The sequence below is a fragment of the Mesorhizobium sp. P2_D6 genome, from assembly GCF_056404315.1.
This window is the reverse complement of record NZ_JBFUEG010000003.1, coordinates 339720-362294: the sequence shown is the minus strand read 5'-3', so window position 1 is coordinate 362294 and position 22575 is coordinate 339720. Positions and strand designations below refer to the sequence as shown.

The window sequence follows — 22575 nt, the reverse complement described above, 5'->3', positions numbered from 1 at the left end:
GGCCTGCCGGCCATCTCCCCCTCAAGGGGGGAGATCAGCAGTTTCGACGGCGGCGTCCACCTCGCAACTTCGAAAATTGGCGAAAGCCGAACGCATATCCAATCTCCCCCCTTGAGGGGGAGATGGCCGGCAGGCCAGAGGGGGGTGGCCTCGCTCCACGCCTTTCTAATTTCCCTATTTTTCCTGTTTTCCGCCGCCCGCGCCGATGCCCTCGAATTAAAACCCTACAAGGACGACCTCTTCGCCTATCCGGCGACGCTCTCGTCGACGGACAAGGGCGCCTACACGGTCATCGACTACCGCGAGATGCGTGACATCAATGCCCGCGACGAGGTGCCGGAAAAGCGCGTGCACGCGCAGTATACCGACACCGGCGTGCGCAAGGTGCAGCAGGATTTGATGCTGAAGACCGATGCCGGCGATGTCAGGCATGTCGCCGTCGGCAAGACCGAGGGCGCCGGCATCATCGTGCTCTACCTGCACGGGCAGGGCGGCAGCCGCAAGCAGGGCGTCGACGACTTCACCTTCGGCGGCAATTTCAACCGCATCAAGAACCTGATGGCCGGCAATGGCGGCCTCTATCTGTCACCGGATTTCACGGATTTCGGCGACAAAGGCGCAGCCCAGGTCGCCGCACTGATCGCCCATTATGCCGAGGCCTCCCCGGACGCAAAAATCTTCGTCGCCTGCGGCTCGATGGGCGGCGCGCTGTGCTGGAAGCTGGCCGGCCGCAACGATACGGGACGGCGCATAAACGGGCTGCTGCTGCTCGGCTCGCTATGGGATGAAAGTTTCCTGTCGAGCCCGGCCTACAGGCGCCATGTACCGGTCTTTTTCGGCCAGGGCAGCAAGGACCCGGTCTTTCCCGTGGAGAAGCAGGAAGCCTTCTTCCGCTCCATCATCGCGAACTCGAAAGCCTATCCTTATCCGACACACTTCGTCCGTTTTGAAACGGGCACCCACGGCACGCCGATCCGCATGGTCGACTGGCGCGAAACGCTGAACTGGATGCTGTCGAAATCGCCCTGAGCCGATGGCAATCGATCAAGGTGCGGTGTTGTAGTCGACCACCGTCTGCGGGTTTTCCTCGCCGTCATAGGACGCGTCCACGTCGTACTGGACCAGCGAAAAATCACCGTTGCGGAACAGATAGGTGCCGCTGTCGGAGGCATCGCCGACACCACGCCATTTGTTGAACGTGCGGATCGTCCTGGTTTCTTCGTCATATTCGGGATTGGTCGCCCAGCCGGTCGTGTGGAAGCCGGTGACGGTCACACCGAGCAGTTTGCCGTCGCTGTCGTTGTTCTCGTAACGGATATCCAGTTCCGGCTCGGCGAACTGCAGCTGCAGCACGCCGCCAAGCGCGTCGGTCATGTAGTAGACCGAGGCGGTATTGTAGGCAGCGGCAGAACAGGAGAATTCGAAAAGCCGTGTCTCCTTGTCGGGATCGCCTTCAGCCGCATCCTTGTCCTTGTATTTGATCGAAAAAGCGTTCGGCTCCTCGCCGAGAAATTGCTTGTCGCACTGGTTGCCATAAGTCGCCAGGAAAGCTTTCTTGGCCTGTTCGAGCGCGGTGTCCTTTTTCGGCGGCGGCGGTCCGTCGCCGCAGCTTGCCGGCAGCGCCTCCTCGAAATCGGCCTTGGACAGCTTCAGCGCGCCCTTGTCGATGAAGATCGGCTGGAACGGCGGAGCCTGGACCTGAGCGCTGACCTGGCGCAGCGTGTAGCAGCCGGCGAACACCGCCTCGTTGCCGTCCTTGCCGGTGGCGCGGATGGCGACGGGGACGCTGTAATAGATGCTGCCGGCCGCGCCCTCATCGGAAACGTCGCCGGTTTCGACATCGACCTTTTCGGTGCCGTCATAGCCCTTGACGAAGGCGTCAAAATCCTTTGCCGGCTTGGTATCGCCGTAATAGCCCCAGGCGCGGGCGAATTCGTGCCGGTTGATGGCGCTGTAAAGCGAACGGACGACGGCATCGGCGCTTGATCGGTCGTCGACGTAGGGGACTTCGGGTGTGTCTTCGGCAGCCAGCGCGGCTTGGCGTATCGTGGCAAGGGAGAAGAGTGCAACTGCTGCGAGAAAGATGCGCTTCATCGGGAATCTCCGCACGGTAACGAAGATTCTACCACACTGATTGCGGCGGCGCGGTGACGCGTGGCTGCAGTGGCTTGAACAATCGTCGGCGAAGGCGCTAGGTCGCGCCTTCGGCGCTCGGGCCGCAGGGAGAATCAAGATGACGATATCGATGTACGAGGCCTCGGTGCCGGTGTTTTCGGCCAGGCTGAAGGCGCTCTCAACTGTGCTGTCGACTGCCGAACAGAACGCGGCCGACCGCAAGATCGACCCGCAGGTGTTTTTGAACGCAAGGCTGGCGCCCGACATGTACGCGCTGGTGCGGCAGGTGCAGGTCGCAACCGACCATGCCAAGGGCGCGCCGTCGCGCTTGGCCCGCCGCGAAGTGCCGAAATACGAAGACAATGAAGCGACCTTCGCCGAGCTTCAGGCGCGCCTCACCAAGACGCTTGAATTGCTGGCGTCATTCTCGGCCGCCGAATTCGATGGCTCGGATGACAGGATCGTCGAACTGAAATTTGGCCAGCGCGAGGTCTCGATGCCGGGACTGCAGTACCTGCTGCATGTCGCCATGCCCAACTTCTATTTCCACGTCACGACGGCCTACGACATCCTTCGCCACAACGGCGTGCCGCTGACCAAGGGTGCCTATCTCGGCAATCGTTGAGGAATTCGGCGTTCCGAGGTTTCCCGGTCGCTGCCGGGAAACCTCGTCTTGCGCTGGTTCAGCGCACGGACATTTCGCGCGCGATGCGCGGAAAATCGGCCGGCTTGATGCCGATGTCGGCACGGTCGGCATTGCTCATTGAGTGCAGCAAAGCCAGTGCCGAGCGGTAACGCTGATGCTCCTGCGGACGCGGACGAGCAAACATTTCAGTGAAGAACCCCATGATTCGGCCCCTTAGTTGATCCTCCACGGCACCGAATATAGGGAAAATATGAAGATTGTGCAGTGCAGCATTTGCATGGCTGCCATGCCGGGCGATTTCTTTTCGGCACAATCAGCTCATTGGCTGAAACTTTCGGCTGATGCGGACCGTATGCATAGACGCTGGCACATGGCCGGCTTTTCCTCGCCACTCCTGGCGAATCTTCCGGGCTGCATGAAAATGCAGTCCGGCTTTTTGTTGAACTTCCCGCACCATCAAGCGGCCCGCGCAAGTCTGGCGAACGCCTAAACTGGTTAAGATCAGTGGCATTCATTTTTAACGAGCCGGTTCTATGGTGCGACCGGCTCTGTTCGCATGCGCAAAACGAGGGGGAGGCTGACATCGGCGCCAAGCGGGATTTCGCTTCCTTGCTCGACGATCTCTTCGTGGCTTCGGAAAAAGACGAGGCGGGCGGCGAGACAGGCGCGCGGCCGTCGATCCCGTTCGACTATCTCTCGGTGGCCGACGAGCTTCATTCCGGTCGCATAAAAGTCTCCGGCGAAACCTTCACCGCCGAATATCGCGAGTCTGGGTCCGATCTTGCCGCCGAATTCGCCGCAATTCTCGACCAGGCCAAGCTGGCACTGGCCGGCGAGGAAGCAAAGCCCGAGGAAAGACTGCCGCCGATCGATCCCGAGGCGATCGCCGTCGAGCTCGGTCTCGATCATCCCGTCAAGAACGCCGATCTCGGCCGCATGCGCCGCAGCTTTGCCTTTGCCAATCATCCTGATCGCGTCGCGCCGCATCTGCGCCAGCGCGCCATGATCCGCATGCAGGTCGCCAACATGCTGATCGACGAAGCCAAGCGGCGCGCGGTGGCCGGCGCCCGGCGCTAGCTTTTTCAGCTTCGCGCAAAAGTCGGCATGCCAAGGCTTGGAGAGCGCCTCTGCTTTCCCTATAGATGCGGCTTCATTTCCCGCGCAGCCGCGCAAAAATTCCCGCCGGAGAAATTCCATGCACAAACGCCGTCTCGGTCGGACCGATCTTCTTGTTACCCAGATCTGCCTGGGGTCGATGACCTGGGGCCAGCAGAACACCGAGGCCGAAGGGCATGCGCAGATGGATCTGGCCTTTGAGCGCGGCGTGAATTTCATCGACACCGCCGAGCTCTACCCGATCCCGCCCAAAGAGGAGACGCAGGGGCGGACAGAGAGGTTCATCGGCAGCTGGATGAAGGCCAAGGGCAATCGCGACAAGGTCATCCTCGCCTCGAAAGTGGTCGGCCGCACTGCCAACCGCTGGTTTCGTGGCGACCGGCCGTCAAAACTGGTGCGCGCCGACATCTTTGACGCCATCGACAAATCGCTGGCCAAGCTCGGCACCGACTATCTCGATCTCTACCAGATCCACTGGCCGGAACGCGACATCCCCTGGGGCGCCAACCCGACCCGCGTCGGCGCCACGCCGCGCCGTGCCGACGCCGTTGGCGCGCCGGCCGGCGAGACGCCGATCGCCGAGACACTGGCCGTCTTCGAGGAGCTGGTGAAGGCGGGAAAGATCCGCCATCTCGGCCTGTCGAACGAAAGCTCCTGGGGCGTCATGCGCTTCATCGCCGAGGCCGACAAGGGCCTCGGTCCGCGCGTCGTCTCGCTGCAGAACGCCTACAATCTCGTCAACCGCACCTTTGAGGTGAACCTCGCCGAGGTCTGCGAACGCGAAGAGGTTGGCTTTCTCGCCTATTCGCCGCTGGCGCAAGGCTATCTCACCGGCAAATACGACCATGGCGCGCGCCCGCAAGGCTCGCGCTCACAGCTGTTCAACCGCGGCCAGCGTTACGAGACGCCGAATGCCGCCGAGGCGCAGCTCGAATACAATGAGATGGCGCGCTCCTTCGGCCTCGAACCGGCGCTGTTTGCCAATGCCTATGTCGCCAGCCGGCCATTTGTTACCTCCAGCATCATCGGCGCGACGACGATTGCGCAGCTTGAGATGGCGCTGTCTTCAGCGGACGTGACGTGGACCGACGAGATGCAGAAGGCCGTCGATGCGATCCACCAGCGCGTCGGCAATCCGTGCCCGTAAGGCGGCCATTCGGCAAGAATTGCCGAGCAAAGACAAGGGGAAGGGGACAGCAATGGATTTTCCGATCGAGACCATCAGAGGGAAATTTCCGGCGCTGGACCTGATCGACAAGGGACGCCGGCGCATCTATCTCGACAATCCGGCCGGCACGCAGGTGCCGCAAGCGGTTGCCGATGCGGTGGCGCGCTGTCTCTTGACCACTAACGCCAATCTCGGCGGCTATTTCGAAACGACCGTGGCGGCGCAAAAAGTGGTCGACGACGCGCATGCGGCGATGGCCGATTTCCTGGGTGCGGCAAGCGCTGAAGAAATCATCATCGGCGCCAATATGACGACGCTGACCTATCACATGTCGCGCACGCTCGGCCGCAGGTTCAAGCCAGGCGACGAGATCATCGTCACCCGCATGGACCATGAGGGCAATGTCTCGCCCTGGCTGCAGCTGGCCGAAGACCTCGGCCTCGTCCTGCGCTTCCTGCCTTTCGACGAGAAGAGCTGGCAGGTCGAGGAGACGGCGCTCAGCGCCCTGCTCACCGACAAGACGCGGCTGGTGGCGCTGAACTATGCCTCGAACCTCACCGGCTCGATCAACCGGGTCAAGGCGCTGACGGCGCTCGCCAAACAGGCCGGCGCGCTTGTCTATGTCGACGCGGTGCAGTTCGCGCCGCACGGCCTGATCGACGTGCAGGAACTCGGCTGCGATTTCCTGGTCTGCTCCGCCTACAAATTCTTCGGCCCGCATATGGGCATCCTTTGGGGCCGCCGCGACGTCATCGACGCACTGAAACCCTACAAATGCCGCTGCTCGTCCAACGGCCTGCCGGAGCGTTTCGAACTCGGCACGCCGCAGATCGAACTGATGGCCGGGCTGACCGCCGCGGTCGACTATTTCGCCGATCTCGGCGCGGTCGCCGGCGAGAGCGGTTCGCGCAGACGCAAGATTGCCAAGGCATTCGAAGTCTCGATCGCCCATGAAAACCCGCTGGCGCTAAGGCTGATTGAAGGCCTGTCCGATATCGAGGGCCTGACCATTCGCGGCATCACCGATCCCAAACGTGTAAGCGAGCGCGTGCCGACGGTGTCCTTCACGGTCGACGGCATCGTGCCGGAGACGATCGTGCGGCAGCTGAATGCCGAAAACATCTTCCTGTGGTCAGGCCACAACTACGCCTGGGAGATCGTCCATCAGCTCGGCATTCCGGCCGAGCAAGGCGTCGTGCGCATCGGCATCGCGCATTACAACTCGGCAGCGGAGATCGACGACACGCTGGAAAGCGTGCACCGGGTCGTCGCCATGCTGAGGCAACAGCGTAGCTGAATCAGCGCTGTTTGCCGCCGAAACCGGTGAGGAATGCGGTGAGGTTGTCGCCGAGCGCGTCGCAGAGATAACCGCCTTCCTGCACGATCACCGTCGGCAGGCCGAGCTTGGCGATTGCCTCGCCGATGCGCGAGAAGCCGGGTGTGGTCACCGACAGCCCGCCGAACGGATCACCCTCGAACGCGTCGAGACCGAGCGCCACGACCAGCGCGTCCGGCGCGAAGGCGCGGATACGCTGGAACGCTACACCAAGTGCTTCGAGAAACGCCGCATCGGCGGATTTGCGCTGCAGTGGCAGGTTGAAATTATAGCCGAGGCCCGGCCCTTCGCCGCGCTCGTCGGCATGGCCCCAGAAGAACGGATAGAAGCGCACCGGATCGGCATGCAGCGACACCGTCAACACGTCGGGCCGCGCGTAAAAAATGCCTTGCGTGCCGTTACCGTGATGCAGATCGACATCGAGGATCGCTACCCGCGCTGCCTGCTTGCGCAACACTTGCGCCGCGACCGCCGAATTGTTGATGAAGCAGAAGCCGCCGGCGACATCGGCAAAGGCATGGTGGCCGGGCGGGCGGCAGAGCGCATAGGCGGCAGGCGCGCCTGATATTACCGCCTCGGCTGCCTCGACCGCGCTCCAGGCGCTCCACAACGCGCTCTGCCAGGTCTCGGCCGAAATCGGGCAAGCGGTGTCGGCCATGTGGTAGCCGGCCTGGCCGACCGCCGAGGCGGGATAGGCGCCGTCGCGCGCCAACGGATGGATGTTGGGAATGACTTCCGCCGAAGCGCCTTCAATGCGCTGCCAGCGCGCGAAAATATGTTCGAGGAAGGCGAGATATTCGGGCGTGTGCACGGCCGCCACCGGCCCGAGGCCATGATCTCTGGGCCGTTCGATCGTCAATCCGGTAGCTCGTGCGCCGGCTAACAACCGTTCGGCACGCTCCGGCTGTTCGGGATTGGGTTGCGGCGCGCCGCTGGACAGGAAGGCCTTCGGGTCGTGGCGTTTCTGCTCCTCGGCAAAGAAGGCTTTCATTCCGTTTCCCCATCCTGCACTGCATAGGCAAAAGCGAAAAAGGCCTCGCCGACGATCTTCTGCGTCTGCTCGTAATGCGCCCAGCCAATGCCGAGCTTCTCATAAAACGCCTTGGCGCCGTCATTATCGGTATCGACCGACAGCCTGAGATAGGCGCCACCATCCCGGCGGCAGTCACGCGCGACCCGGCGGAGCAGCTTTTCGCCGATCTTGCGGCCGCGAAAGCGATCCTCGACATAGAGGTCCTGGATAAAGACGCCGGGCCGTCCCATCCAGGTCGAGAAGATCGGGAAAGAGAGGCACAGCCCGGCAAATTCGCCGCCGACTTCGGCGATCAGGGTGGAGAAGGCAGGCTTTTCGCCAAAACCGTAACGGCGGAGATCATCGGCGGTGGAGGTGATTTCCTGATGCGCGCCGATATGAGCGCCGAGGCGCAGAAGCGCGGCGTAGATGGTGTCGACGTCCTTGATGGTGCCGCGGCGGATGACGATATCGCCGGTCATGCTGATCTTCTTCGCCATGGGTCAGGCCACGGTTCCGGCTGAGCCGTTCAGGAGATCGTCAAGTTTGCCGATATCGTCTTCCGAAAAGACGCGAATGCCGTTGGCTTCCAGGAGCGCGGTGGTCGTGCCGCGGCCGGCCACGCGGTTACCCGAAAAACTGCCGTCATAGACGAAGCTGGAGCCACAGGACGGGCTGCCGTCGGTGAGAACCGCATAGCGACATCCGGTTTCCCGGGCGAGTTCGAGAGCAAGCTGCCCGGCTTCGAGATAGAGTGCGGTCACATCGTTTCCCATCTGCTCGACCACCTGGCCTTGGCCGTGCAGCACAGCGTCGCCTGCGCCGCGAATTTCCGCCGGCGGGCGCGGCGTGGAGAAGCCCGCCGCAACCTCGGGGCAGATTTGCACGACCCGCCCTTCCGCCTGCCATCGCGTCAATACCGGATGGTTGTTGAGCCGGTAAGAGCCGTTGTAGCGGACGTGGCTGCCGAGCAGGCAGGCTGAGACCAGAATCCTTTCCATGTCAGCCTCCTTTTACCACGCGATCCGGTGCGCCCCTAGAAGGCTACCCGGTCGCCACCCTTCAGCGCCAGCATGTCGCGCGCCTCCGCCGGTGTGGCGACGTCCAGCGACAGCCCGTCGAGAATGCCGCGAATACGGCGCACCTGGTCGGCGTTGGATTTCGCCAGCTGGCGGCCGTCATAGAGGCTGTCCTCCAGCCCGACACGGACATTGCCACCCATCGCCGCCGCAATCGAGATCAGCGGCATCTGGTTGCGGCCGGCGGCGAGCACCGAGAATTGGTAACTGTCGCCAAACAATTTGTCGGCGATGCGCTTCATGTGGATGAGATTGTCGGGATCGGCGCCGATGCCGCCCAGGATGCCTAGCACGAACTGGATGAACAGCGGCCCCGACACCAGCCCGCGATCGCGAAAATGCGCCAGCGAGTAGAGATGGCCAACATCGTAGCATTCGAACTCGAAGCGTGTGCCGCAGCCCTTGCCGAGCTTTTCCAGCACGCCTTCCATGTCGGCAAAAGTGTTCTTGAAGATCGTGTCGCGGGTCGCTTCGAGCAGTTTTGGCTCCCACTCGTGCTGCCATTCGCGTGGCTTGTCGAGCATCGGGAACAGCGCAAAGTTCATCGAGCCCATGTTGAGCGAGCACATTTCCGGCTGGGCCCGCAGCGGTGCGGCCAGCCGCTGGTCAAGCGTCATCAGCGACGAGCCGCCGGTGGTGATGTTGATCACCGCATCGGTCGCCTGCTTGATGCGCGGCAGGAACTGCATGAACACATCCGGATCGGCGGTCGGCCGCCCGTCCTTGGGATCGCGGGCATGCAGATGCAGGATCGAAGCGCCCGCTTCCGCTGCCGCGATGGCGTCTGTGGCGATCTGGTCCGGCGTCACCGGCAGATAGGGCGACATGGACGGCGTGTGCACCGAACCAGTGACGGCGCAGGTGATGATGACTTTTCTCGCCATTTTGCGCCTCAGCGGTTGACCGGCAGGTCGAGTTCGACGGCAAGTGCTTCCAGTGTGTCGCCAAGGACCGCGATAATCTCACCGATCTGGTCGTGGGTCGCGATCAGCGGCGGGCAGACCATGAAATTGTCGCTCACCGGCCCGCCACGCACGCGCCGCGAGTAAACGATCAGCCCGCGTTCAAAGGCCAGATCGATCAGCCGCAAATTGGCGTTGAGATTTTGTGGCAGTGGCGTCTTGGCCAAGGGGTCCGCGTAGAGCTCCGCTCCCATGAAAAGGCCCTTGCCTCGCACATCGGCTATGAAAGGAAAGCGGCTCGACAGGGCTTCAAGCTCGGCCCTCAGCATCTCGCCCATGGCGGCGGAATTCTCGATCAAGCCAAGTCGGTCGACCTCGCCAAGAACGGCAATGCCCGCTGCGCAAGCCACAGGGTTGCCGCCGTATGTATGGCCATGCAGGAATCCACCCGCCTCGACAACCGGCCCGACGATCCTCTCTGTCGCGGCAAGTGCGCCAAGGGGCGCATAACCGGATGAAAGACCCTTGGACAGCGCGACGATATCCGGCCGGCAGGACCAGTGGTCACCGCCCAGGAATTTGCCGGTGCGCCCGATGCCCGTCATCACTTCGTCGTGGATGAGCAGGATGCCGTAGCGGTCGCAGATTTCGCGGATACGCTGAAAATAGCTGTCCGGCGGGACCAGCGCCGCGGTCGCGGCGCCGCCGATCGGCTCCATGATGAAGGCGAGCACACTTTCCGGCCCTTCCTCCAGGATCTTTTCCTCCAGCATATTCGCGTAGCGGACACCTCGCTGTTCCATTGACAGGTTGTCGTGATCGCGATGAACAAACGGGGCCGGCACCAATGGCATTGGCCGACCGATCGGATCGAAGGTCTTGGTGAGAATGTCATCGCCGGTTACGGCAAGCGTGCCGAGTGTGACACCATGATAGGAGGGCATGCGGCCGATGGTCTTCCAGCGTTTGTGCTGACCTGTTGCTACGGCCCATTGCCGCGCGAGCTTGAGGCAGGCTTCGATCGCCTCGGAGCCGCCGGAAACGAAATAGATGCGGTTGAGCCCGTTAGGCAGGCGATCGGCCAGTGCGCGCGCCAGCCCGATCGCCTGTTCGTTCTCGAATTGAAAGATGTAGGCGAAGCTGACGCGGTCCAGCTGCCGCTTCATCGCGTCGATGACATTGCGGTTGCCATGGCCAACATTGACGTTGACCGCGCCGCTCGATCCGTCGATGTAGCGGCGGCCGCTCTTGTCCCACAGGTAGATGCCATCGGCGCGGTCCACCATTGGTCGTTGCAACCTGGTGAAATGGAAAAGGTTCGGTCGACGGTCGGATTCGACGGACTGCAAAGCGATCATTCAAGCCTCTTACTTTCGGCCGAGATAGCGGTCGATTACATTTTTGGTCACGCGCTCGACCATCGGATCCTGCCTTAGCAGGCCGGCGACCCATTCGCAGCTTCCGGCGTGAAAGACCTCGCCCTTGCCGCGCGGGAAATTGACGATCATGCCATTGCCGCGTTTGACTTTTTCCAGATTGGCATCGCTTGGCTCGCCAAACAGCGTTTCGGCGGTGAAGCGGCCATCCTCGTCGGTCAGAAACTGGTCCTCGATCGGGATGTCGGCGCTTTCCTCGACCTGGCTCGCCATGCCGACGGCCAGCACTTGCAAACCTTCCGGCGCGCCGCTGTCCGATGTCGGGTAGGGCAGGCCACCGCGGATCTCGAAATCGAGCCCGTCGACCTCATAGCCATAGACATGGCTGTCGGCGCCGAGCAGGTCGCCATAATAGATGCCGGTGCCGGCAAAGGCCCAATGCTGCGGACGGTAAACCGGAAAGCCACGCACGCCGCGCGGCGCGCAGCCGCCCCAGCCGGCATAGACGCCGCGTGTGGCGTTGAGGCCGAAGGTCATTGCACCGGGACGGCCGATCTCCGGTGCCTCCCAGGAATTGGTGGCGCGGGTCACGTCACCGCCCTGATAGGCGGGGTCCTCGGCGCGCGCCCGGTATTTGTAGCAGACCTGCCGGCGGCCTTCGTCCTCAAGCCTGGTCTGCCACATGAAATTGCCGGCAAAGCGCGCCGCGTGGCCGCCACGCTCGACATAGGTGTCGACAGCGTCGCGCATTTCCCAGGTCCAGTATTCGTCATGGCCGACGAAGACGACGCAGTCATAACCATCGAGAATTTCGGGCGCAAAATGCAAATCGTGCTGGCTGGCGAGATCGACGCTGTAGCCGGCGCGCTCGGCGAAACGGAAGAAGTGGCTGTCATAACTGGCCCAACCGGAAGAGGTGTATTTCTTCGAATGTCCGGTGGCGAACGCCCATTCCATATGGGGATAGCGCGGCACGGTCTTTGGCGGCACCGCGACTTCCAGCGGCACACGCGGCGCGTCCTTGGGCAACACCACAAAACCGCGGCACCAGGGACGCTGCGTCGACACCATCGTTGCATATTGATTGCGGTTCGGCCCGGTGATGCCCTGATAGTGGTTGGAGCCGCCCCAGGTATTGTAGGAAAGCCAGGTTCCGGTCGCCGCCACCTGCAGCACCCGGCCGGGTTTTCTGCCGGGTAAGGGAGCGACAATGATGAGGTGGTGGCAAAGGATTGGCTTGCCGTCGCGCCCGTCCGCCGCCAGCGTGATGCTGTAGGCGCCGGAAGGCCAGTCGTCACCGATGCGAAATTCGAAAGACGCTTCCCAGCCGCAGCCTTCGACTGAGCACTGGTCCGGCGTGTCCTGCCAGCGCGCCGACAGGCCGGTCTGCTCAAAGACCTTTGTCTCGGTGCCGCCATCGCGGACAATCGTGAGGTTGAAGCGTGAAGCCGTCGAACTGACGTGGAGCGTTACAATCTCTCCGGCGCGGTAGGAGAAGCGGTCCGAATAGCACCAGATCTCGCCACGCTCGCCATCCATGCCCGGCCATTCATAATAATGGCCGCGCACAGCCTCGCGGCGCTGCTCGGGCGTCAGTCCGAAATCGGGGAATTCGGTCGGCAGATGGGTCATGGACACCGGAAACGTGACAGGCCGCCATTTCGGCCATCTGCCGGCCAAGCGTCAAATGGAAACGATCGGGCCAGCAATTGCTTAGCCGCTCTTGGCCGCACCCGGCAAAGCGACTATTTCAGGCAAGGCGGTATTTTCCGCCTCGGGAGCCCGCATGCTGAGAGTGCAGAAGGTCAAGGTCGACGACATCTACGTGCCGACGGCGCGCAAGAAAACGCTGCATCCCGAAACGGTCCGCCATCTCGCCGAAGACATACTGGAAAACGGCATGAAGATGCCGATCCAGGTCCGCCATGACGGCAAGCGCCATATACTGGTCGAGGGCCTGCACCGGCTGGAAGCCGCCAAATGGCTCGGCGAGATCGAAATCGACGCCTATCTGGTGCAGGCCAAGCGCCACTGAGGCGCACCCTCCGAACGAGCAACAACAGCCGACCGATCGTCGCTCCGCAGATTTTTCGCGGACCGTGTCGGCGCGCGGCGTTCCCGCTCGTCCTTGAGGCAGACCCTGAGGAGACTGACACATGTCCAGATCGATTTTTTTCGCCATGCTTGCCTCGGTTGCGGCCTTGTTCGCGGCACCCGGCCTGACCAATGCAGAGGAGACAAAGACCGCCATGACGACCGAGACCAATGCCATGCCGACGCCGGAAAGGTCCGGCCTGCTGCCTATCAATGGGTTGTTTTATTATTACGCCGTCTACGGCAAGGGCGAACCGTTGCTTCTGCTGCATGGCGGCCTCGGCACGTCTGACATGTTCGCGCCGCTGCTGCCGAAGCTGGCCGAGAATCGCACCATCATTGCGGTCGACCTGCAGGGTCATGGCCGCACCGCGCTCGGCGAGCGGCCATTCAGCCTGGAGGCGATCGGCGACGACATGGCTGCCATCGTCAAGGTGCTCGGCTATGATAAGGTCGACGTGCTCGGCTATTCGCTGGGCGGCGGCGTCGCCTTCCGCATGGCCGTCCAGCACCCCGAGACAATACGCAGGCTTGTCCTGGTGTCGACCGGCTACGCCGCCGATGGCTTCTACGACGAAATGCGTCCGCAACAGGCTCAGGTGAGCGCCGCTGCCGCGCCGTTCATGAAGGACACCCCGATGTACAAGTCCTACGTTGCAGTGGCGCCGTATCCGGACGATTTCCCGAAACTGCTCGATGCGCTCGGCAATTTCATGCGCAAGGATTACGACTATTCCGCCGATGTGGCGAAGCTGAAGATGCCGGTCATGCTCGCCTATGGCGACAGCGACATGTACAAGCCCGAGCACGAGATCAAGTTCTACCAGATGCTCGGCGGTGGATTGAAGGATGCCGGCTGGATGCGCGAGAACCTGTCGCAGAACCGGCTGGCCATCATTCCCAACCGCACACACTACGACGTCTTCTTCGCGCCGGAACTGACGGCCGCGGCGCTGCCGTTCCTCAACGGCGAAACCAAGGTAAAGACCTGGGACGAAGTCGTCAGCGAAACCGAGTAGGTCTGCCGGAGGTTGAAGCCGGCCGTCTCCAGCGAGACGGCCGGTTTTTCTGTGCCTGCGAGACTACGAAGCCTTGGCGCGGCGCGGCTCGCGCAAATGCTTGATGCCGCTCATCTCGACGAAATTCGTCGCCGACTCCCAGAGATAATCGCCATAGAGGAACGGCTCGAACGGGGCGGCGCCTGCCAGCGGCAGCGGTGCGATCTCGGCATCGACACGCGGCTCGTAGAAGAACGGGATCGAGTAGCGCGCCGTCTTCGGTGCAATCACCCGGTGCCGCGTCGCCCGCACCCGGCCGCCGGTCCAGCGCTCGAGCAACCGACCGAAATTGACCGCCAGCGTGCCGTCGGCGGGCGGCACGTCGATCCATTCACCGGCAAGGTTTTTTGCCTGCAGTCCCTCGACACCGTCCTGCGCCAGCAGCGTGACAAAGCCGGAATCGGCATGTTCGCGGCCGATGATGGTGCGCGTCTCGCCCTTGTGGACGACGGAAAACTCCGGCCCGCTCAGATCGACGCCGCTGCTGGCATCGCGCAACGGATAGCGGATCAGCCGCAGCGTCGAGATGCCGCCGTCGAAATCCGCGTCAAAGATTGGCTCCGGCAGGCCGAGGCCGCGCGCGATCGAGCGCATGAGCGCATTGCCGAGCGCATCCATCGCCAGATAGTACTGTGCTGCCGCCGCGCGCCAACCAGGCAGCACGGCTTCGGTTGGCAATGGCGTCGGCTCGCGCAGAGGATCGTCCGCGTCGCCGGCGCCGGCGGTTTGCGCATGCGCAATGTCCGGCCCCATGTCGATGCCTTCCTTGTAGGAAACGGCGGTCGGCTGCAGCGGGAACCAGCCGCGATAGACGTTCTTTTTGGTGCGGTCGAAATTCCAGCGCAGCAGCTTTGCCTTCTCTGAATCGGGCAAGGCAAAGATGTTGAGCAGCTTCGCCCGGTTATCGCGCGTCAGCCAGTCGTCGCCTGGAAAATCGCGGATCGCCATGAAGCCGATGCCGGAGGCTGCGGCCATGATCCGCGCGTCGGTACGCTCGCGGTCGGGCGAGGGTGGTCCGAACAGATCCGCGACGGCTATGGTTTCGATGTCCTGCACCATGATTTCCTCCCGGTCGGTCCCGCGCCAAGCAGGCGCGGCGGCCGGCCGGGTGTCAATCCTTCGCCGGTATCTGAGGTTGGGCCAGTGGCGGTCCATCGGTCGTATCAAGGCAATCGATCGCGCCATCAGGGCTTTTCAATTGACCGAACGATGCCTGTCGTTACCTTCCAGGGATCTTCGGCGTGACGGGGTTCAGATGATGGCGAAATATCAGGGTGGGTGCCATTGCGGGGCAGTGCGCTACAGTGCCGAGGTCGCACCGGTCAACCAGCGCGTCTGCCATTGCCGGCGCTGCCAGAAGGTGATCGGCGCGGCCTTCAACGCGCGTTTGCTGTTTCGTATCGATGATGTCACGGTCGAGGGGCAGGTGGCGACGGTCAACACCTCTCCGGACCTCAAGCGCGGCTTTTGCGCCGCCTGCGGTACAACGCTGTTTTCCCGGCGCGATTCCGCGGGCATCGTCGGCATCACCACCGGCTCGCTCGACGATCCCTCGCTGTTCAAGCCGGAAATGCATATGTGGACTGCCTCGAAGCAGCCCTGGCTGCGGCTCGACGACGGCCTGCCACACTATGAAGGTGCGCCGCCTCCGAACTGATGCCGGCCTTACCAGAAAGTAATCCCGAAAACACGACACAGCCGGCAAAACGTCATTGGCGGGCCATGATTGCCTGCCTATCTATCGGCTGCGGGTCTGGTATTGGAGGAGACGACCGATGAGCGACAGAATCAACACCCTGGACGAGCTTTTGAGCGATCCGATGGTCCTGCTCGTGATGGAGCGCGACCGCGTACGCCCCGAACAGGTTCGCCTGCTGCTCGAACGAGCGCGTCGCCCTGCTGTTGACGCCGTGCCCCCCGCGCATGTGGTGGCCAAAAGCTGCATGCAGCAATGGCTGGGCAGGTAGGGGCTTCCCCTTTTCCCACAGGGGGAGAAGGAACAGAGCCATTTCCTAACAACTTGATTCAATCTTTGTTGGTAATTTATCGTTAGTAATCGAAGCCGGTTTGTCCGGCGGCGTCTGTTTGCCTTCGGTCTGTTGTGTTTTGCGTACAGGTCCAGATGCGGATTTCAGGCGTCGTCGGTTTTATGGTGGCATCGCTGTGCCTTGCCGGCTGCTCGTCCACAGCGGGCGTCGATGCCTTGCAGCCGTCGAACGAGACGACCAGTTCGGTCGTGCGGCCAAGAGCTCCGGTCGCGGCGGCTCCGGTGGAGACCGCCGACCTCGCGCCGATGCGGTCCGACATGGCAACCGACAACACTGTGGCCGACAATGCCGTGGCCGACAATGCGCCGCCCTTCTCCATGGTCGAGGAAGAGGAGGCCATTGTCGCGGACACGCCTTCGGCCGATGGGAACACCAGGCCGCAGCTTGAGCCGGTAGCGCTGATGTCGCCGCCAAAGCGGCTGACGCGTGCGGCGCCGGCCATGCTGGCCTCGCCGGTGACCCGTTACGGCTTTCGTGATGCCAAGCCGATCAATTTCGGCAAGGCGTCGCCACGCTATCTTGCCGTCCACGGCGTCGACGTCTCGCGCTGGCAGGGCAACGTCCGCTGGAGCAAACTGCGCGCCCAGGGCGCCAATTTCGCCTACATCAAGGCGACCGATGGCGGCGACCATCTCGACCCGATGTTCATGAAGAACTGGCGCAATGCCGACGCCGCCGGGCTGAAGCGCGGCGCCTATCATTTCTTCTACTGGTGCCGCACCGCCGGCGAGCAGGCCGACTGGTTCATCCGCAATGTGCCGAAGATGGACGGCGCGCTGCCGCCGGTGATCGATGTCGAATGGAACGGCGAATCCTCCTGCAAGCGGCGGCCTTCACGGGCCACGGTGCTGGAGAAGATGCAGGTGTTCATGGACAAGCTCGAGCGCCATTACGGCCAGCGGCCCATCATCTACACCAGCCCCGATTTCTACCGCGACAATCTCAAGGGCGCCTTTCCAGACTATCCGTTCTGGCTGCGCGCTGTGGCGCGACATCCCTCAAAAGTCTATCCCGGCCGCAAATGGCTGTTCTGGCAGTATTCCGGTTCCGGCCTGTCGCATGGCGTGACCGGTCGCATCGACCTCAACGTCTTCCATGGTGATGAGCGCGCCTGGCGGGCATGGGCGGGCGGACAGACGACCGTCGCCGACGCCAACTGACGCTTCCCGCAGGGCTGGCGACAATGCCGCTGGAACCCGCGCCTGCGGCCATTGCGACGCCTTGGCTTGAATTTTCAGCGTCGCGCTAACGATCCGGTCACTCTGTCCTTTAGCGGTATCGCAACAGCCTTCCGGTAACGTGCCCGTGATCGGGTTTCGGAGGGGTTCATGCGCAATCCAATTGTGGCAATCGCTGTTGTCGCCGCTGTCGGCTACGGGTTTTTCAATTCGCTCGGGCATAGGCCGGGTAGTGGCGAACCGCTGGGGGAGTCGAAGCAAAACGTCGTTTCGTATTCCACCGAGGACAAGGCGATGCAGGCTGCCAAGAACAGCGGCCGCTCTACCCTCAAGCGCTTCCACGAACTGATGGCCGCCGGCACGCCCGGCACCTACACGGTAAAATTCCCGCTGACCCAGAACGGCGCCACCGAGCACATCTGGCTGCAGCTGGTCGGCTACAGCGACGGCTCCTATATCGGCCTGCTCGCCGACGTGCCGGTCAACGGCAACAAGTACAAGATGGGCGACAGGATGACGGTGACTGAGGCCGACGTCGAGGACTGGATGATCAAGAACGGCAAGGTGATCTATGGCGGTTACACCACCCGCCAGGCGCTTGCGGATATGCCGAAGGAGCAGGTCGCCAAATACGGGTTCACCTTCAAGGATTGAGGACCTAGGCGCCTCTTTCCCCTTCCCCCCTTGCGGGGGAAGGTGGCCTCGCGAAGCGAGGTCGGATGAGGGGTGTTCCAGGGAACCCGACGCCTCACTCCGCTGGAACACCCCTCAACCGTCTCGGCGCTGCGCGCCGATCCACCTTCTCCCACAGGGGGAGAAGGGAAAGCTCACCGGGCCTGCGGCCTTTCCTGCTCGCGTATCTCTGCCGTTTGCGCCAGCACCCAGTCCCGAAACACCTTGATCTTGGGGGTGTTTCGCCGGCTCTCCAGGTGCACCAGCCAGTAGCCGTCGCCATCCGATCCAAGCACGTCGAATGGCTGTACCAACTGGCCCTTTGCCAAAAGGGCGCTGTAAAGGTTCTTGGTGAGGATCGCGGCGCCCTTGTCGGTCAGCGCCGCCATTGCATCATAAGCCTGCGTCCCCAGCTTCGGGCCCGCCATGATGCGATCGGGCTCGAACGGTGCGCCGGCCGCTTTGAACCAGATTTCCCACCACGGATCGTCGGCACAGCATAGGGGCACCTTGTACAGATCCTCGGGACGGTGGATGCCGCCGACGCTCTCGGCGAGCCTTGGGCTGAGCATCGGCGTGTAGTCGGCCTTGAACAGATAGTGGGCCGTGAGGCCCGGCCATTTTCCGCTGCCGGTGCGAATGCCGACATCCATGTCGCCGCGCGTGAAATCGACCAGCTCATGCGATGTATTCACCTTCACGGCAAGGTCGGGATGCATCAGCTGGAATGTTCCAAGCCACACGGCCAGCCAGTTCGTTGCGAAGGTCTCCATGGTTGTCACCGACAGCACGCCGGTCGCTCCACCCTTGGTGGCGACCCATGCATCGGCCAGCGACGAGAATGCGCCGGATGCGTGCGGCGCCAGCTGCTGTCCAGCCTCGGTCAAGGCGATCTGCCTTGTTTTTCTTATGAAAAGCGGCGTCCCGGCGCGTTCTTCCAGCACCTTGATCTGATAGGAGGCAGCTGATTGGGTCATGCCGAGTTCTTCGGCTGCCTTGGTGAAACTGCCCAGCCGCGCGGCGGCTTCAAACACCCGGATGGCTCCTAATGGCGGTAGTTCCCAGCTCATGATGCATCAATCCTCCTGATGCATACTACGCGACGTTCGATTGGAAACCAAGCCCGGAAAACGGCATGCTTTGTCCATCAGATCAAACCCTGGAGGACACGGCAATGACCACCACAATCGCTCTCTACAACACGCTTCGCCGCCCGGTGCTCGACCTCTTCACCGCGCCGTTCAGACCCCGCAAGCGCGGCCTGCTCGACCACCGCTCATTGTCGGATCATTTCCTTAGGGATATCGGTATGCTTGACGGACGCGTGCCTCCCGGCACCATTCGCTAAGCAAGCTGTTTTGACCCAAAAAGATGCGAGGGAGGGAAAGATGACCGTGCTGTCCAAGGATCTGGCCAAGAGCCGCAAAAACCATCAACGCCTATGAAGACTATGCCGAACGCTACGACGCACTGGTGCGGCATGTTCCGAACCAGAGAGAACAGAAATGGCTGAAGCGCCTTGTGGCGATCGCCGGCAAAGGCGGCCGGATTCTGGAAGTCGGGTCTGGGCCGGGATACGATGCGGACTTTGTCGAGGGGCTCGGCGTCAAGGTCCGGCGCACCGACGCAACAAAGCGCTTTCTTGAGCTGCAGGCCGCACGCGGCAAGCACGGTGAGTTTCTCGATCTCATCACCGACGATCTCGGCGGCCCCTATGACGCGGTGCTGGCCCTGTGCGTACTGATCCATGTGCCGCGCGAGCAGACCGACCAAGTGCTTGCCAAGATCGTAGGGTCGCTGCGGCCGGGCGGCGCCTTCCTCGTATCGATGCGCATTGGCGATGGCGAGAAAAGCGGCGAATATCATACTGTCTACTGGCGCAGGGACGACTTCGCGGCCCGTCTCGAAAGCGCCGGGCTGGTCCTTGCCGGAGACGAATTCAACGTCGGCCGCGATCGCGAGGAGTGGACCACCTTCCTGGCTGTGAGGCCATCATGACGCGCCGTGGAACGCCAGGCAATCGCCGTCAGAAGTAAGGCCTCAAATTCTCGCGAATACGGTCCAGCACCGTCTTTCCCGAAGTATCGGCGACGAAGGTTTTGCCGGTGATGGTTTCATAGGCCTGGGTATAAACCCGCGACGTCTGCTCGATCAGCTCGGCCGGGATTTTCGGAATACGATCCTTGTAGGGATCGCAACGCGCCGTGACCCAGGCGCGGATAAAATCCTTGTCGAAACTCTGTGGCCGCTCGCCAGCCTTGAAGCGGTGCTCGTAGCTTTCCGCGAGCCAGTAGCGGCTGGAGTCGGGCGTGTGGATTTCATCGGCAAGGATAACGGTTCCGTCCTTGTCCGTGCCGAATTCGTATTTAGTGTCGACCAAAATCAGGCCGCGTTGGGCGGCCAGCGCCTTGCCGCGCGCAAACAGCGCCAGCGCATAGCGCGAGACCGTGTCCCACTGCTCTTCAGACAACAGGCCGCGCGTCAGGATGTCATCGCGCGTCAACGGCTCGTCATGGCCGCCATCGAGCGCCTTGCTGGTGGGCGTGATGATGGTCTGAGGCAGCTTCTCGTTGTCGCGCAACCCGTCCGGCAGGCGGATGCCGTACATGTCGCGCTCACCGTTTTTGTATTTCGTCAGCACCGAGGTGCTGGTGGTGCCGGCGAGGTAGTCGCGAACGACGATTTCCACCGGCAATATGTCGAGCCTTGTGCCGACGACTACGTTGGGATCGGGATAGTCAAGCACATGGTTGGGGCAGATATCTGCGGTTTCCTCGAACCAGTAGCGCGCTGTCTGGGTCAGAAGCTCGCCCTTGAGCGGGATCGCGGTCAGGATCACGTCGAAAGCGCTCAGCCGGTCGGTGGCGATGATGATGCGGCGGCCATCGGGCAGATCGTAATTCTCGCGGACCTTGCCTTTGTAGTGGTTCGGGAGTTCCGGAATGAAGGCATCGGAGAGAACGCGCAGTGCTGTCATTCGGTGTCGTGGCTCCCAACAGTTTGGGCGACTCTTAACAAAGTTGGCGGGGGTTCGATACCCGAGGAAGGGTGGTTCGGCTTTTGCGAATAAACAAGACATTGCCGTCGCTGTGCTGTCTATTTGAAGCTTCCTGCAATTCTGGGGGAGCGGGGACGCGGTGGAACTGCAATTTCTGATCGTCGGGTTTGTCTGCGTGGTCGCGGCCGCGCTGTCGCTCATCACTTTCGTGAAATGGCGCGAGGTGCAGGCGATGAGCCACTGGCTGCCGACGCCGGGCAAGATCATCTCGTCGCGCGTCGAGGCGCGCAAGGTGAGGGTCTCGGGCGTCGGCGCCGACAGCGAGAAGGTCACCGAAATCCGAAATTTTCCCGCCATCACCTTCGAATACAAAGTGGCCGGCAAGAAATACCGCGGCTCGCGCTACAGCGTGAAGGAAAATCTCGGCAATTTCGAAGTCGATGAAACCCTGGCGCAGTTTCCGACAGGCGCCGAGGTGACGGTGTTTTATAACCCGGCCGATCCCAGCAAAGCGGTGATCGAGCGCACCTTGCCGGACGGCGCCTTCAAATTCATGGTCAAGCTGTCTGCCGGGCTGGTGATCGGTTCCGCGGTGCTGGTGTTTTCCACCGGTGGTGTTCTGGAGGCGATCAGGCCGTTCCTGCCCAAGCCGGAAAGCCTCGGCATCGCGATGGTTCTGCTTTTCATGGGCCTGTTCATCCTGCTTATGGGAATAGCCCAGAAGGTGCTTGCAAGGCGGGCGACAAAATGGCCGGTTGCCGCCGGCCGCATCGATGCTTCGGGACTTGAGACGATCCGGATCGATGCCGGCTACCAACGCTGGCGCCGCGCCTTCCGGTCCCGCATCATCTACAGCTATGAGGTTGCCGGTCGGCGTTACAGCTCCAGCCACGTCACCTTCGGCGCTGCGGTCGCCGCCTCGCTGGCTGCCCTGGTTCGAGGCCAGTCGCAACGTTATGCCGAGGGCAGCAAGGTTGACGTGCACTACGACCCCGCCAACCCAGCCTCCGCCGTGCTCGAATGCAGGGTGCGCGGACTGTGGGTGCTGTGGGTCTGTTCGATTGGTTTTATTGGTGCTGCAGCCTGGTTGGTCGGGCTGGCGCCTACTCTTTAACAGGTCGCAATGATGAATAACTTTATGAGACCGATCGTCTTGGCCGGCGGTCTGTTTGCCTCCATTGCGCTATCTGCTGCAGCACGTGCGGATGAGCCGGCGCCATCGCGCCCGCCGATCGACAAATGCGTTTGGGAAAAACTGACCGACAAGACGATCAGGCTGACCGCCTGGGCGCAGCGCTGCGACTTCGGCTTCCGCCAGATCCATTTCGAATTCGTCGGCAACGCGCTCGCCATCAAATACAGCGATGGCGGCGCGCCCGATCCTCTGGTCGAGCTGTTCGACATCAAATCAGGCGAAACCGCCGAGGCTGCAGTGCTACGCCTGTTGCTGGAAAGAACCGACAGGTCCGTCAGCGCCCGCTGCGTGCTGGCGCCCTACACCGAGGGTGCCGTGCCCGCCGGCGTCAAACGCTACACATTCAGCCCCGACGCAGCCTACGCCAAGGAATTGAAGGCACTCGCCAATGATGAGGTTCCGCAGCCGCCCTGCGGCGAGTGGGGCGAAATGCCCGACGGCATCCAGTATTTCGAGGTGCCGGCGGGTGAGGGGCGCAGGGCGTTGTTCGTCCGGGTGGGGCAGGACGAGCCGTTGTTTGACGAGCAGACGCTGCGGGTGTTGCCGAAGGGGTAGCGCCGGGGCCTCACGGACAGCTCTCTC

The 22575-nt window shown here is 62.3% G+C and carries 26 protein-coding genes and 1 pseudogene; 16 read left to right on the top strand and 11 right to left on the bottom strand.

Features of this window, described 5'->3' with window-relative positions:
* Positions 1-111: 111 nt before the first annotated feature.
* Entirely contained in the window at positions 112-1029 is a 918-nt protein-coding gene (locus tag AC1D1L_RS08110; RefSeq protein WP_477340327.1) for an alpha/beta hydrolase, read from the top strand.
* Between the two features lie 15 nt (positions 1030-1044).
* Here AC1D1L_RS08110 and AC1D1L_RS08105 read toward each other — a convergent pair whose 3' ends face one another.
* Positions 1045-2094, bottom strand: coding sequence for a DUF1176 domain-containing protein (locus AC1D1L_RS08105; protein WP_477340325.1), 1050 nt, complete (start codon positions 2092-2094; stop codon positions 1045-1047).
* A 139-nt stretch (positions 2095-2233) separates the two neighbouring features.
* On the opposite strand from AC1D1L_RS08105, the gene AC1D1L_RS08100 reads away from it, so the two are divergent.
* Positions 2234-2740 carry a DUF1993 domain-containing protein gene (locus tag AC1D1L_RS08100; RefSeq protein WP_477340323.1) on the top strand — a complete coding sequence of 169 codons (507 nt, stop codon included), beginning with the start codon at positions 2234-2236 and terminating at the stop codon, positions 2738-2740.
* A 58-nt stretch (positions 2741-2798) separates the two neighbouring features.
* Here AC1D1L_RS08100 and AC1D1L_RS08095 read toward each other — a convergent pair whose 3' ends face one another.
* The gene (locus AC1D1L_RS08095; RefSeq protein ID WP_112395048.1) at positions 2799-2963 is read right to left on the bottom strand and encodes a hypothetical protein; all 165 of its coding nucleotides are present in this window, start codon (positions 2961-2963) and stop codon (positions 2799-2801) included.
* 48 nt (positions 2964-3011) lie between these two features.
* On the opposite strand from AC1D1L_RS08095, the gene AC1D1L_RS08090 reads away from it, so the two are divergent.
* The 4 genes from AC1D1L_RS08090 to AC1D1L_RS08075 all read left to right on the top strand — a co-directional run bounded on the left by AC1D1L_RS08090 (position 3012) and on the right by AC1D1L_RS08075 (position 6342).
* Entirely contained in the window at positions 3012-3251 is a 240-nt protein-coding gene (locus tag AC1D1L_RS08090) for a hypothetical protein (protein WP_477340319.1), read from the top strand.
* Positions 3252-3370: 119 nt separating this feature from the next.
* Entirely contained in the window at positions 3371-3838 is a 468-nt protein-coding gene (locus AC1D1L_RS08085) for a hypothetical protein (protein WP_477340753.1), read from the top strand.
* Positions 3839-3956: 118 nt separating this feature from the next.
* The gene (locus tag AC1D1L_RS08080; RefSeq protein ID WP_477340317.1) at positions 3957-5024 is read left to right on the top strand and encodes an aldo/keto reductase; all 1068 of its coding nucleotides are present in this window, start codon (positions 3957-3959) and stop codon (positions 5022-5024) included.
* A 52-nt stretch (positions 5025-5076) separates the two neighbouring features.
* A complete protein-coding gene (locus AC1D1L_RS08075; RefSeq protein WP_477340315.1) occupies positions 5077-6342 on the top strand; it encodes a cysteine desulfurase-like protein in 1266 nt (421 codons plus the stop codon).
* Position 6343: 1 nt separating this feature from the next.
* Here the strand turns inward: AC1D1L_RS08075 and AC1D1L_RS08070 are convergent, their stop codons facing one another.
* The 6 genes from AC1D1L_RS08070 to AC1D1L_RS08045 are packed head-to-tail and all read right to left on the bottom strand — an operon-like array spanning position 6344 to position 12382.
* Positions 6344-7372, bottom strand: coding sequence for a histone deacetylase family protein (locus AC1D1L_RS08070; RefSeq protein ID WP_477340313.1), 1029 nt, complete (start codon positions 7370-7372; stop codon positions 6344-6346).
* Positions 7369-7893 (bottom strand): N-acetyltransferase family protein, encoded by a 525-nt coding sequence (locus AC1D1L_RS08065; protein ID WP_477340311.1) that lies wholly within the window; start codon positions 7891-7893, stop codon positions 7369-7371. Before AC1D1L_RS08065 ends, AC1D1L_RS08070 begins: the two co-directional genes overlap by 4 nt.
* Before the next feature lie 3 nt (positions 7894-7896).
* Positions 7897-8394: a 2-thiouracil desulfurase family protein gene (locus AC1D1L_RS08060; protein ID WP_477340309.1), complete on the bottom strand. Its 498-nt coding sequence runs from the start codon at positions 8392-8394 to the stop codon at positions 7897-7899.
* A gap of 35 nt (positions 8395-8429) precedes the next feature.
* Positions 8430-9356 (bottom strand): 3,5-dioxohexanoate:acetyl-CoA acetone transferase, encoded by a 927-nt coding sequence (gene kce / locus AC1D1L_RS08055; protein ID WP_477340307.1) that lies wholly within the window; start codon positions 9354-9356, stop codon positions 8430-8432.
* An 8-nt stretch (positions 9357-9364) separates the two neighbouring features.
* Positions 9365-10732: an aminotransferase family protein gene (locus tag AC1D1L_RS08050; RefSeq protein WP_477340305.1), complete on the bottom strand. Its 1368-nt coding sequence runs from the start codon at positions 10730-10732 to the stop codon at positions 9365-9367.
* A gap of 9 nt (positions 10733-10741) precedes the next feature.
* Positions 10742-12382, bottom strand: coding sequence for a N,N-dimethylformamidase beta subunit family domain-containing protein (locus tag AC1D1L_RS08045; RefSeq protein WP_477340303.1), 1641 nt, complete (start codon positions 12380-12382; stop codon positions 10742-10744).
* 154 nt (positions 12383-12536) lie between these two features.
* Between AC1D1L_RS08045 and AC1D1L_RS08040 the strand changes: the two genes are divergently transcribed.
* On the top strand, positions 12537-12785 hold the full coding sequence (locus AC1D1L_RS08040) for a ParB N-terminal domain-containing protein (protein ID WP_477340301.1): 249 nt from the start codon (positions 12537-12539) through the stop codon (positions 12783-12785).
* A gap of 121 nt (positions 12786-12906) precedes the next feature.
* Positions 12907-13863 (top strand): alpha/beta fold hydrolase, encoded by a 957-nt coding sequence (locus AC1D1L_RS08035; RefSeq protein WP_477340299.1) that lies wholly within the window; start codon positions 12907-12909, stop codon positions 13861-13863.
* 63 nt (positions 13864-13926) lie between these two features.
* Here the strand turns inward: AC1D1L_RS08035 and AC1D1L_RS08030 are convergent, their stop codons facing one another.
* Positions 13927-14961: an isopenicillin N synthase family dioxygenase gene (locus AC1D1L_RS08030; protein ID WP_477340297.1), complete on the bottom strand. Its 1035-nt coding sequence runs from the start codon at positions 14959-14961 to the stop codon at positions 13927-13929.
* A 199-nt stretch (positions 14962-15160) separates the two neighbouring features.
* On the opposite strand from AC1D1L_RS08030, the gene AC1D1L_RS08025 reads away from it, so the two are divergent.
* The 4 genes from AC1D1L_RS08025 (at position 15161) to AC1D1L_RS08010 (ending at position 17782) form a co-directional block, all read left to right on the top strand.
* Positions 15161-15559: a GFA family protein gene (locus tag AC1D1L_RS08025; RefSeq protein WP_477340295.1), complete on the top strand. Its 399-nt coding sequence runs from the start codon at positions 15161-15163 to the stop codon at positions 15557-15559.
* A 118-nt stretch (positions 15560-15677) separates the two neighbouring features.
* Positions 15678-15869 (top strand): hypothetical protein, encoded by a 192-nt coding sequence (locus AC1D1L_RS08020; protein ID WP_112561471.1) that lies wholly within the window; start codon positions 15678-15680, stop codon positions 15867-15869.
* 155 nt (positions 15870-16024) lie between these two features.
* Positions 16025-17110, top strand: a complete 1086-nt coding sequence (locus AC1D1L_RS08015; protein ID WP_477340293.1) for a glycoside hydrolase family 25 protein — start codon at positions 16025-16027, stop codon at positions 17108-17110.
* Positions 17111-17278: 168 nt separating this feature from the next.
* On the top strand, positions 17279-17782 hold the full coding sequence (locus AC1D1L_RS08010) for a DUF2314 domain-containing protein (RefSeq protein ID WP_477340291.1): 504 nt from the start codon (positions 17279-17281) through the stop codon (positions 17780-17782).
* A 173-nt stretch (positions 17783-17955) separates the two neighbouring features.
* On the opposite strand, the gene AC1D1L_RS08005 is transcribed toward AC1D1L_RS08010, so the two are convergent.
* Positions 17956-18870 (bottom strand): LysR substrate-binding domain-containing protein, encoded by a 915-nt coding sequence (locus AC1D1L_RS08005; protein ID WP_477340289.1) that lies wholly within the window; start codon positions 18868-18870, stop codon positions 17956-17958.
* A 104-nt stretch (positions 18871-18974) separates the two neighbouring features.
* On the opposite strand from AC1D1L_RS08005, the gene AC1D1L_RS08000 reads away from it, so the two are divergent.
* A complete protein-coding gene (locus AC1D1L_RS08000; protein ID WP_185970365.1) occupies positions 18975-19148 on the top strand; it encodes a hypothetical protein in 174 nt (57 codons plus the stop codon).
* 40 nt (positions 19149-19188) lie between these two features.
* Positions 19189-19798, top strand: a pseudogene (locus AC1D1L_RS07995) (class I SAM-dependent DNA methyltransferase).
* Positions 19799-19826: 28 nt separating this feature from the next.
* Here AC1D1L_RS07995 and AC1D1L_RS07990 read toward each other — a convergent pair.
* Positions 19827-20768 carry a phosphoribosylaminoimidazolesuccinocarboxamide synthase gene (locus AC1D1L_RS07990; protein WP_477340751.1) on the bottom strand — a complete coding sequence of 314 codons (942 nt, stop codon included), beginning with the start codon at positions 20766-20768 and terminating at the stop codon, positions 19827-19829.
* Between the two features lie 169 nt (positions 20769-20937).
* Here AC1D1L_RS07990 and AC1D1L_RS07985 point away from each other — a divergent pair, with 169 nt between their 5' ends.
* Positions 20938-21912 (top strand): DUF3592 domain-containing protein, encoded by a 975-nt coding sequence (locus AC1D1L_RS07985; protein WP_477340287.1) that lies wholly within the window; start codon positions 20938-20940, stop codon positions 21910-21912.
* Between the two features lie 24 nt (positions 21913-21936).
* Positions 21937-22548, top strand: coding sequence for a hypothetical protein (locus tag AC1D1L_RS07980; protein WP_352586749.1), 612 nt, complete (start codon positions 21937-21939; stop codon positions 22546-22548).
* Positions 22549-22575 lie beyond the last annotated feature (27 nt).

Bases quoted from the DNA above. Each gene is read 5' to 3' on its own strand.
- AC1D1L_RS08105 (WP_477340325.1), bottom strand. From the start codon at position 2,094: ATGAAGCGCATCTTTCTCGCAGCAGTTGCACTCTTCTCCCTTGCCACG.
- AC1D1L_RS08100 (WP_477340323.1), top strand. From the start codon at position 2,234: ATGACGATATCGATGTACGAGGCCTCGGTGCCGGTGTTTTCGGCCAGG.
- AC1D1L_RS08095 (WP_112395048.1), bottom strand. From the start codon at position 2,963: ATGGGGTTCTTCACTGAAATGTTTGCTCGTCCGCGTCCGCAGGAGCAT.
- AC1D1L_RS08090 (WP_477340319.1), top strand. From the start codon at position 3,012: ATGAAGATTGTGCAGTGCAGCATTTGCATGGCTGCCATGCCGGGCGAT.
- AC1D1L_RS08080 (WP_477340317.1), top strand. From the start codon at position 3,957: ATGCACAAACGCCGTCTCGGTCGGACCGATCTTCTTGTTACCCAGATC.
- AC1D1L_RS08075 (WP_477340315.1), top strand. From the start codon at position 5,077: ATGGATTTTCCGATCGAGACCATCAGAGGGAAATTTCCGGCGCTGGAC.
- AC1D1L_RS08070 (WP_477340313.1), bottom strand. From the start codon at position 7,372: ATGAAAGCCTTCTTTGCCGAGGAGCAGAAACGCCACGACCCGAAGGCC.
- AC1D1L_RS08065 (WP_477340311.1), bottom strand. From the start codon at position 7,893: ATGGCGAAGAAGATCAGCATGACCGGCGATATCGTCATCCGCCGCGGC.
- AC1D1L_RS08060 (WP_477340309.1), bottom strand. From the start codon at position 8,394: ATGGAAAGGATTCTGGTCTCAGCCTGCCTGCTCGGCAGCCACGTCCGC.
- kce (WP_477340307.1), bottom strand. From the start codon at position 9,356: ATGGCGAGAAAAGTCATCATCACCTGCGCCGTCACTGGTTCGGTGCAC.
- AC1D1L_RS08050 (WP_477340305.1), bottom strand. From the start codon at position 10,732: ATGATCGCTTTGCAGTCCGTCGAATCCGACCGTCGACCGAACCTTTTC.
- AC1D1L_RS08045 (WP_477340303.1), bottom strand. From the start codon at position 12,382: ATGACCCATCTGCCGACCGAATTCCCCGATTTCGGACTGACGCCCGAG.
- AC1D1L_RS08040 (WP_477340301.1), top strand. From the start codon at position 12,537: ATGCTGAGAGTGCAGAAGGTCAAGGTCGACGACATCTACGTGCCGACG.
- AC1D1L_RS08035 (WP_477340299.1), top strand. From the start codon at position 12,907: ATGTCCAGATCGATTTTTTTCGCCATGCTTGCCTCGGTTGCGGCCTTG.
- AC1D1L_RS08030 (WP_477340297.1), bottom strand. From the start codon at position 14,961: ATGGTGCAGGACATCGAAACCATAGCCGTCGCGGATCTGTTCGGACCA.
- AC1D1L_RS08025 (WP_477340295.1), top strand. From the start codon at position 15,161: ATGGCGAAATATCAGGGTGGGTGCCATTGCGGGGCAGTGCGCTACAGT.
- AC1D1L_RS08020 (WP_112561471.1), top strand. From the start codon at position 15,678: ATGAGCGACAGAATCAACACCCTGGACGAGCTTTTGAGCGATCCGATG.
- AC1D1L_RS08015 (WP_477340293.1), top strand. From the start codon at position 16,025: ATGCGGATTTCAGGCGTCGTCGGTTTTATGGTGGCATCGCTGTGCCTT.
- AC1D1L_RS08010 (WP_477340291.1), top strand. From the start codon at position 17,279: ATGCGCAATCCAATTGTGGCAATCGCTGTTGTCGCCGCTGTCGGCTAC.
- AC1D1L_RS08005 (WP_477340289.1), bottom strand. From the start codon at position 18,870: ATGAGCTGGGAACTACCGCCATTAGGAGCCATCCGGGTGTTTGAAGCC.
- AC1D1L_RS08000 (WP_185970365.1), top strand. From the start codon at position 18,975: ATGACCACCACAATCGCTCTCTACAACACGCTTCGCCGCCCGGTGCTC.
- AC1D1L_RS07980 (WP_352586749.1), top strand. From the start codon at position 21,937: ATGAGACCGATCGTCTTGGCCGGCGGTCTGTTTGCCTCCATTGCGCTA.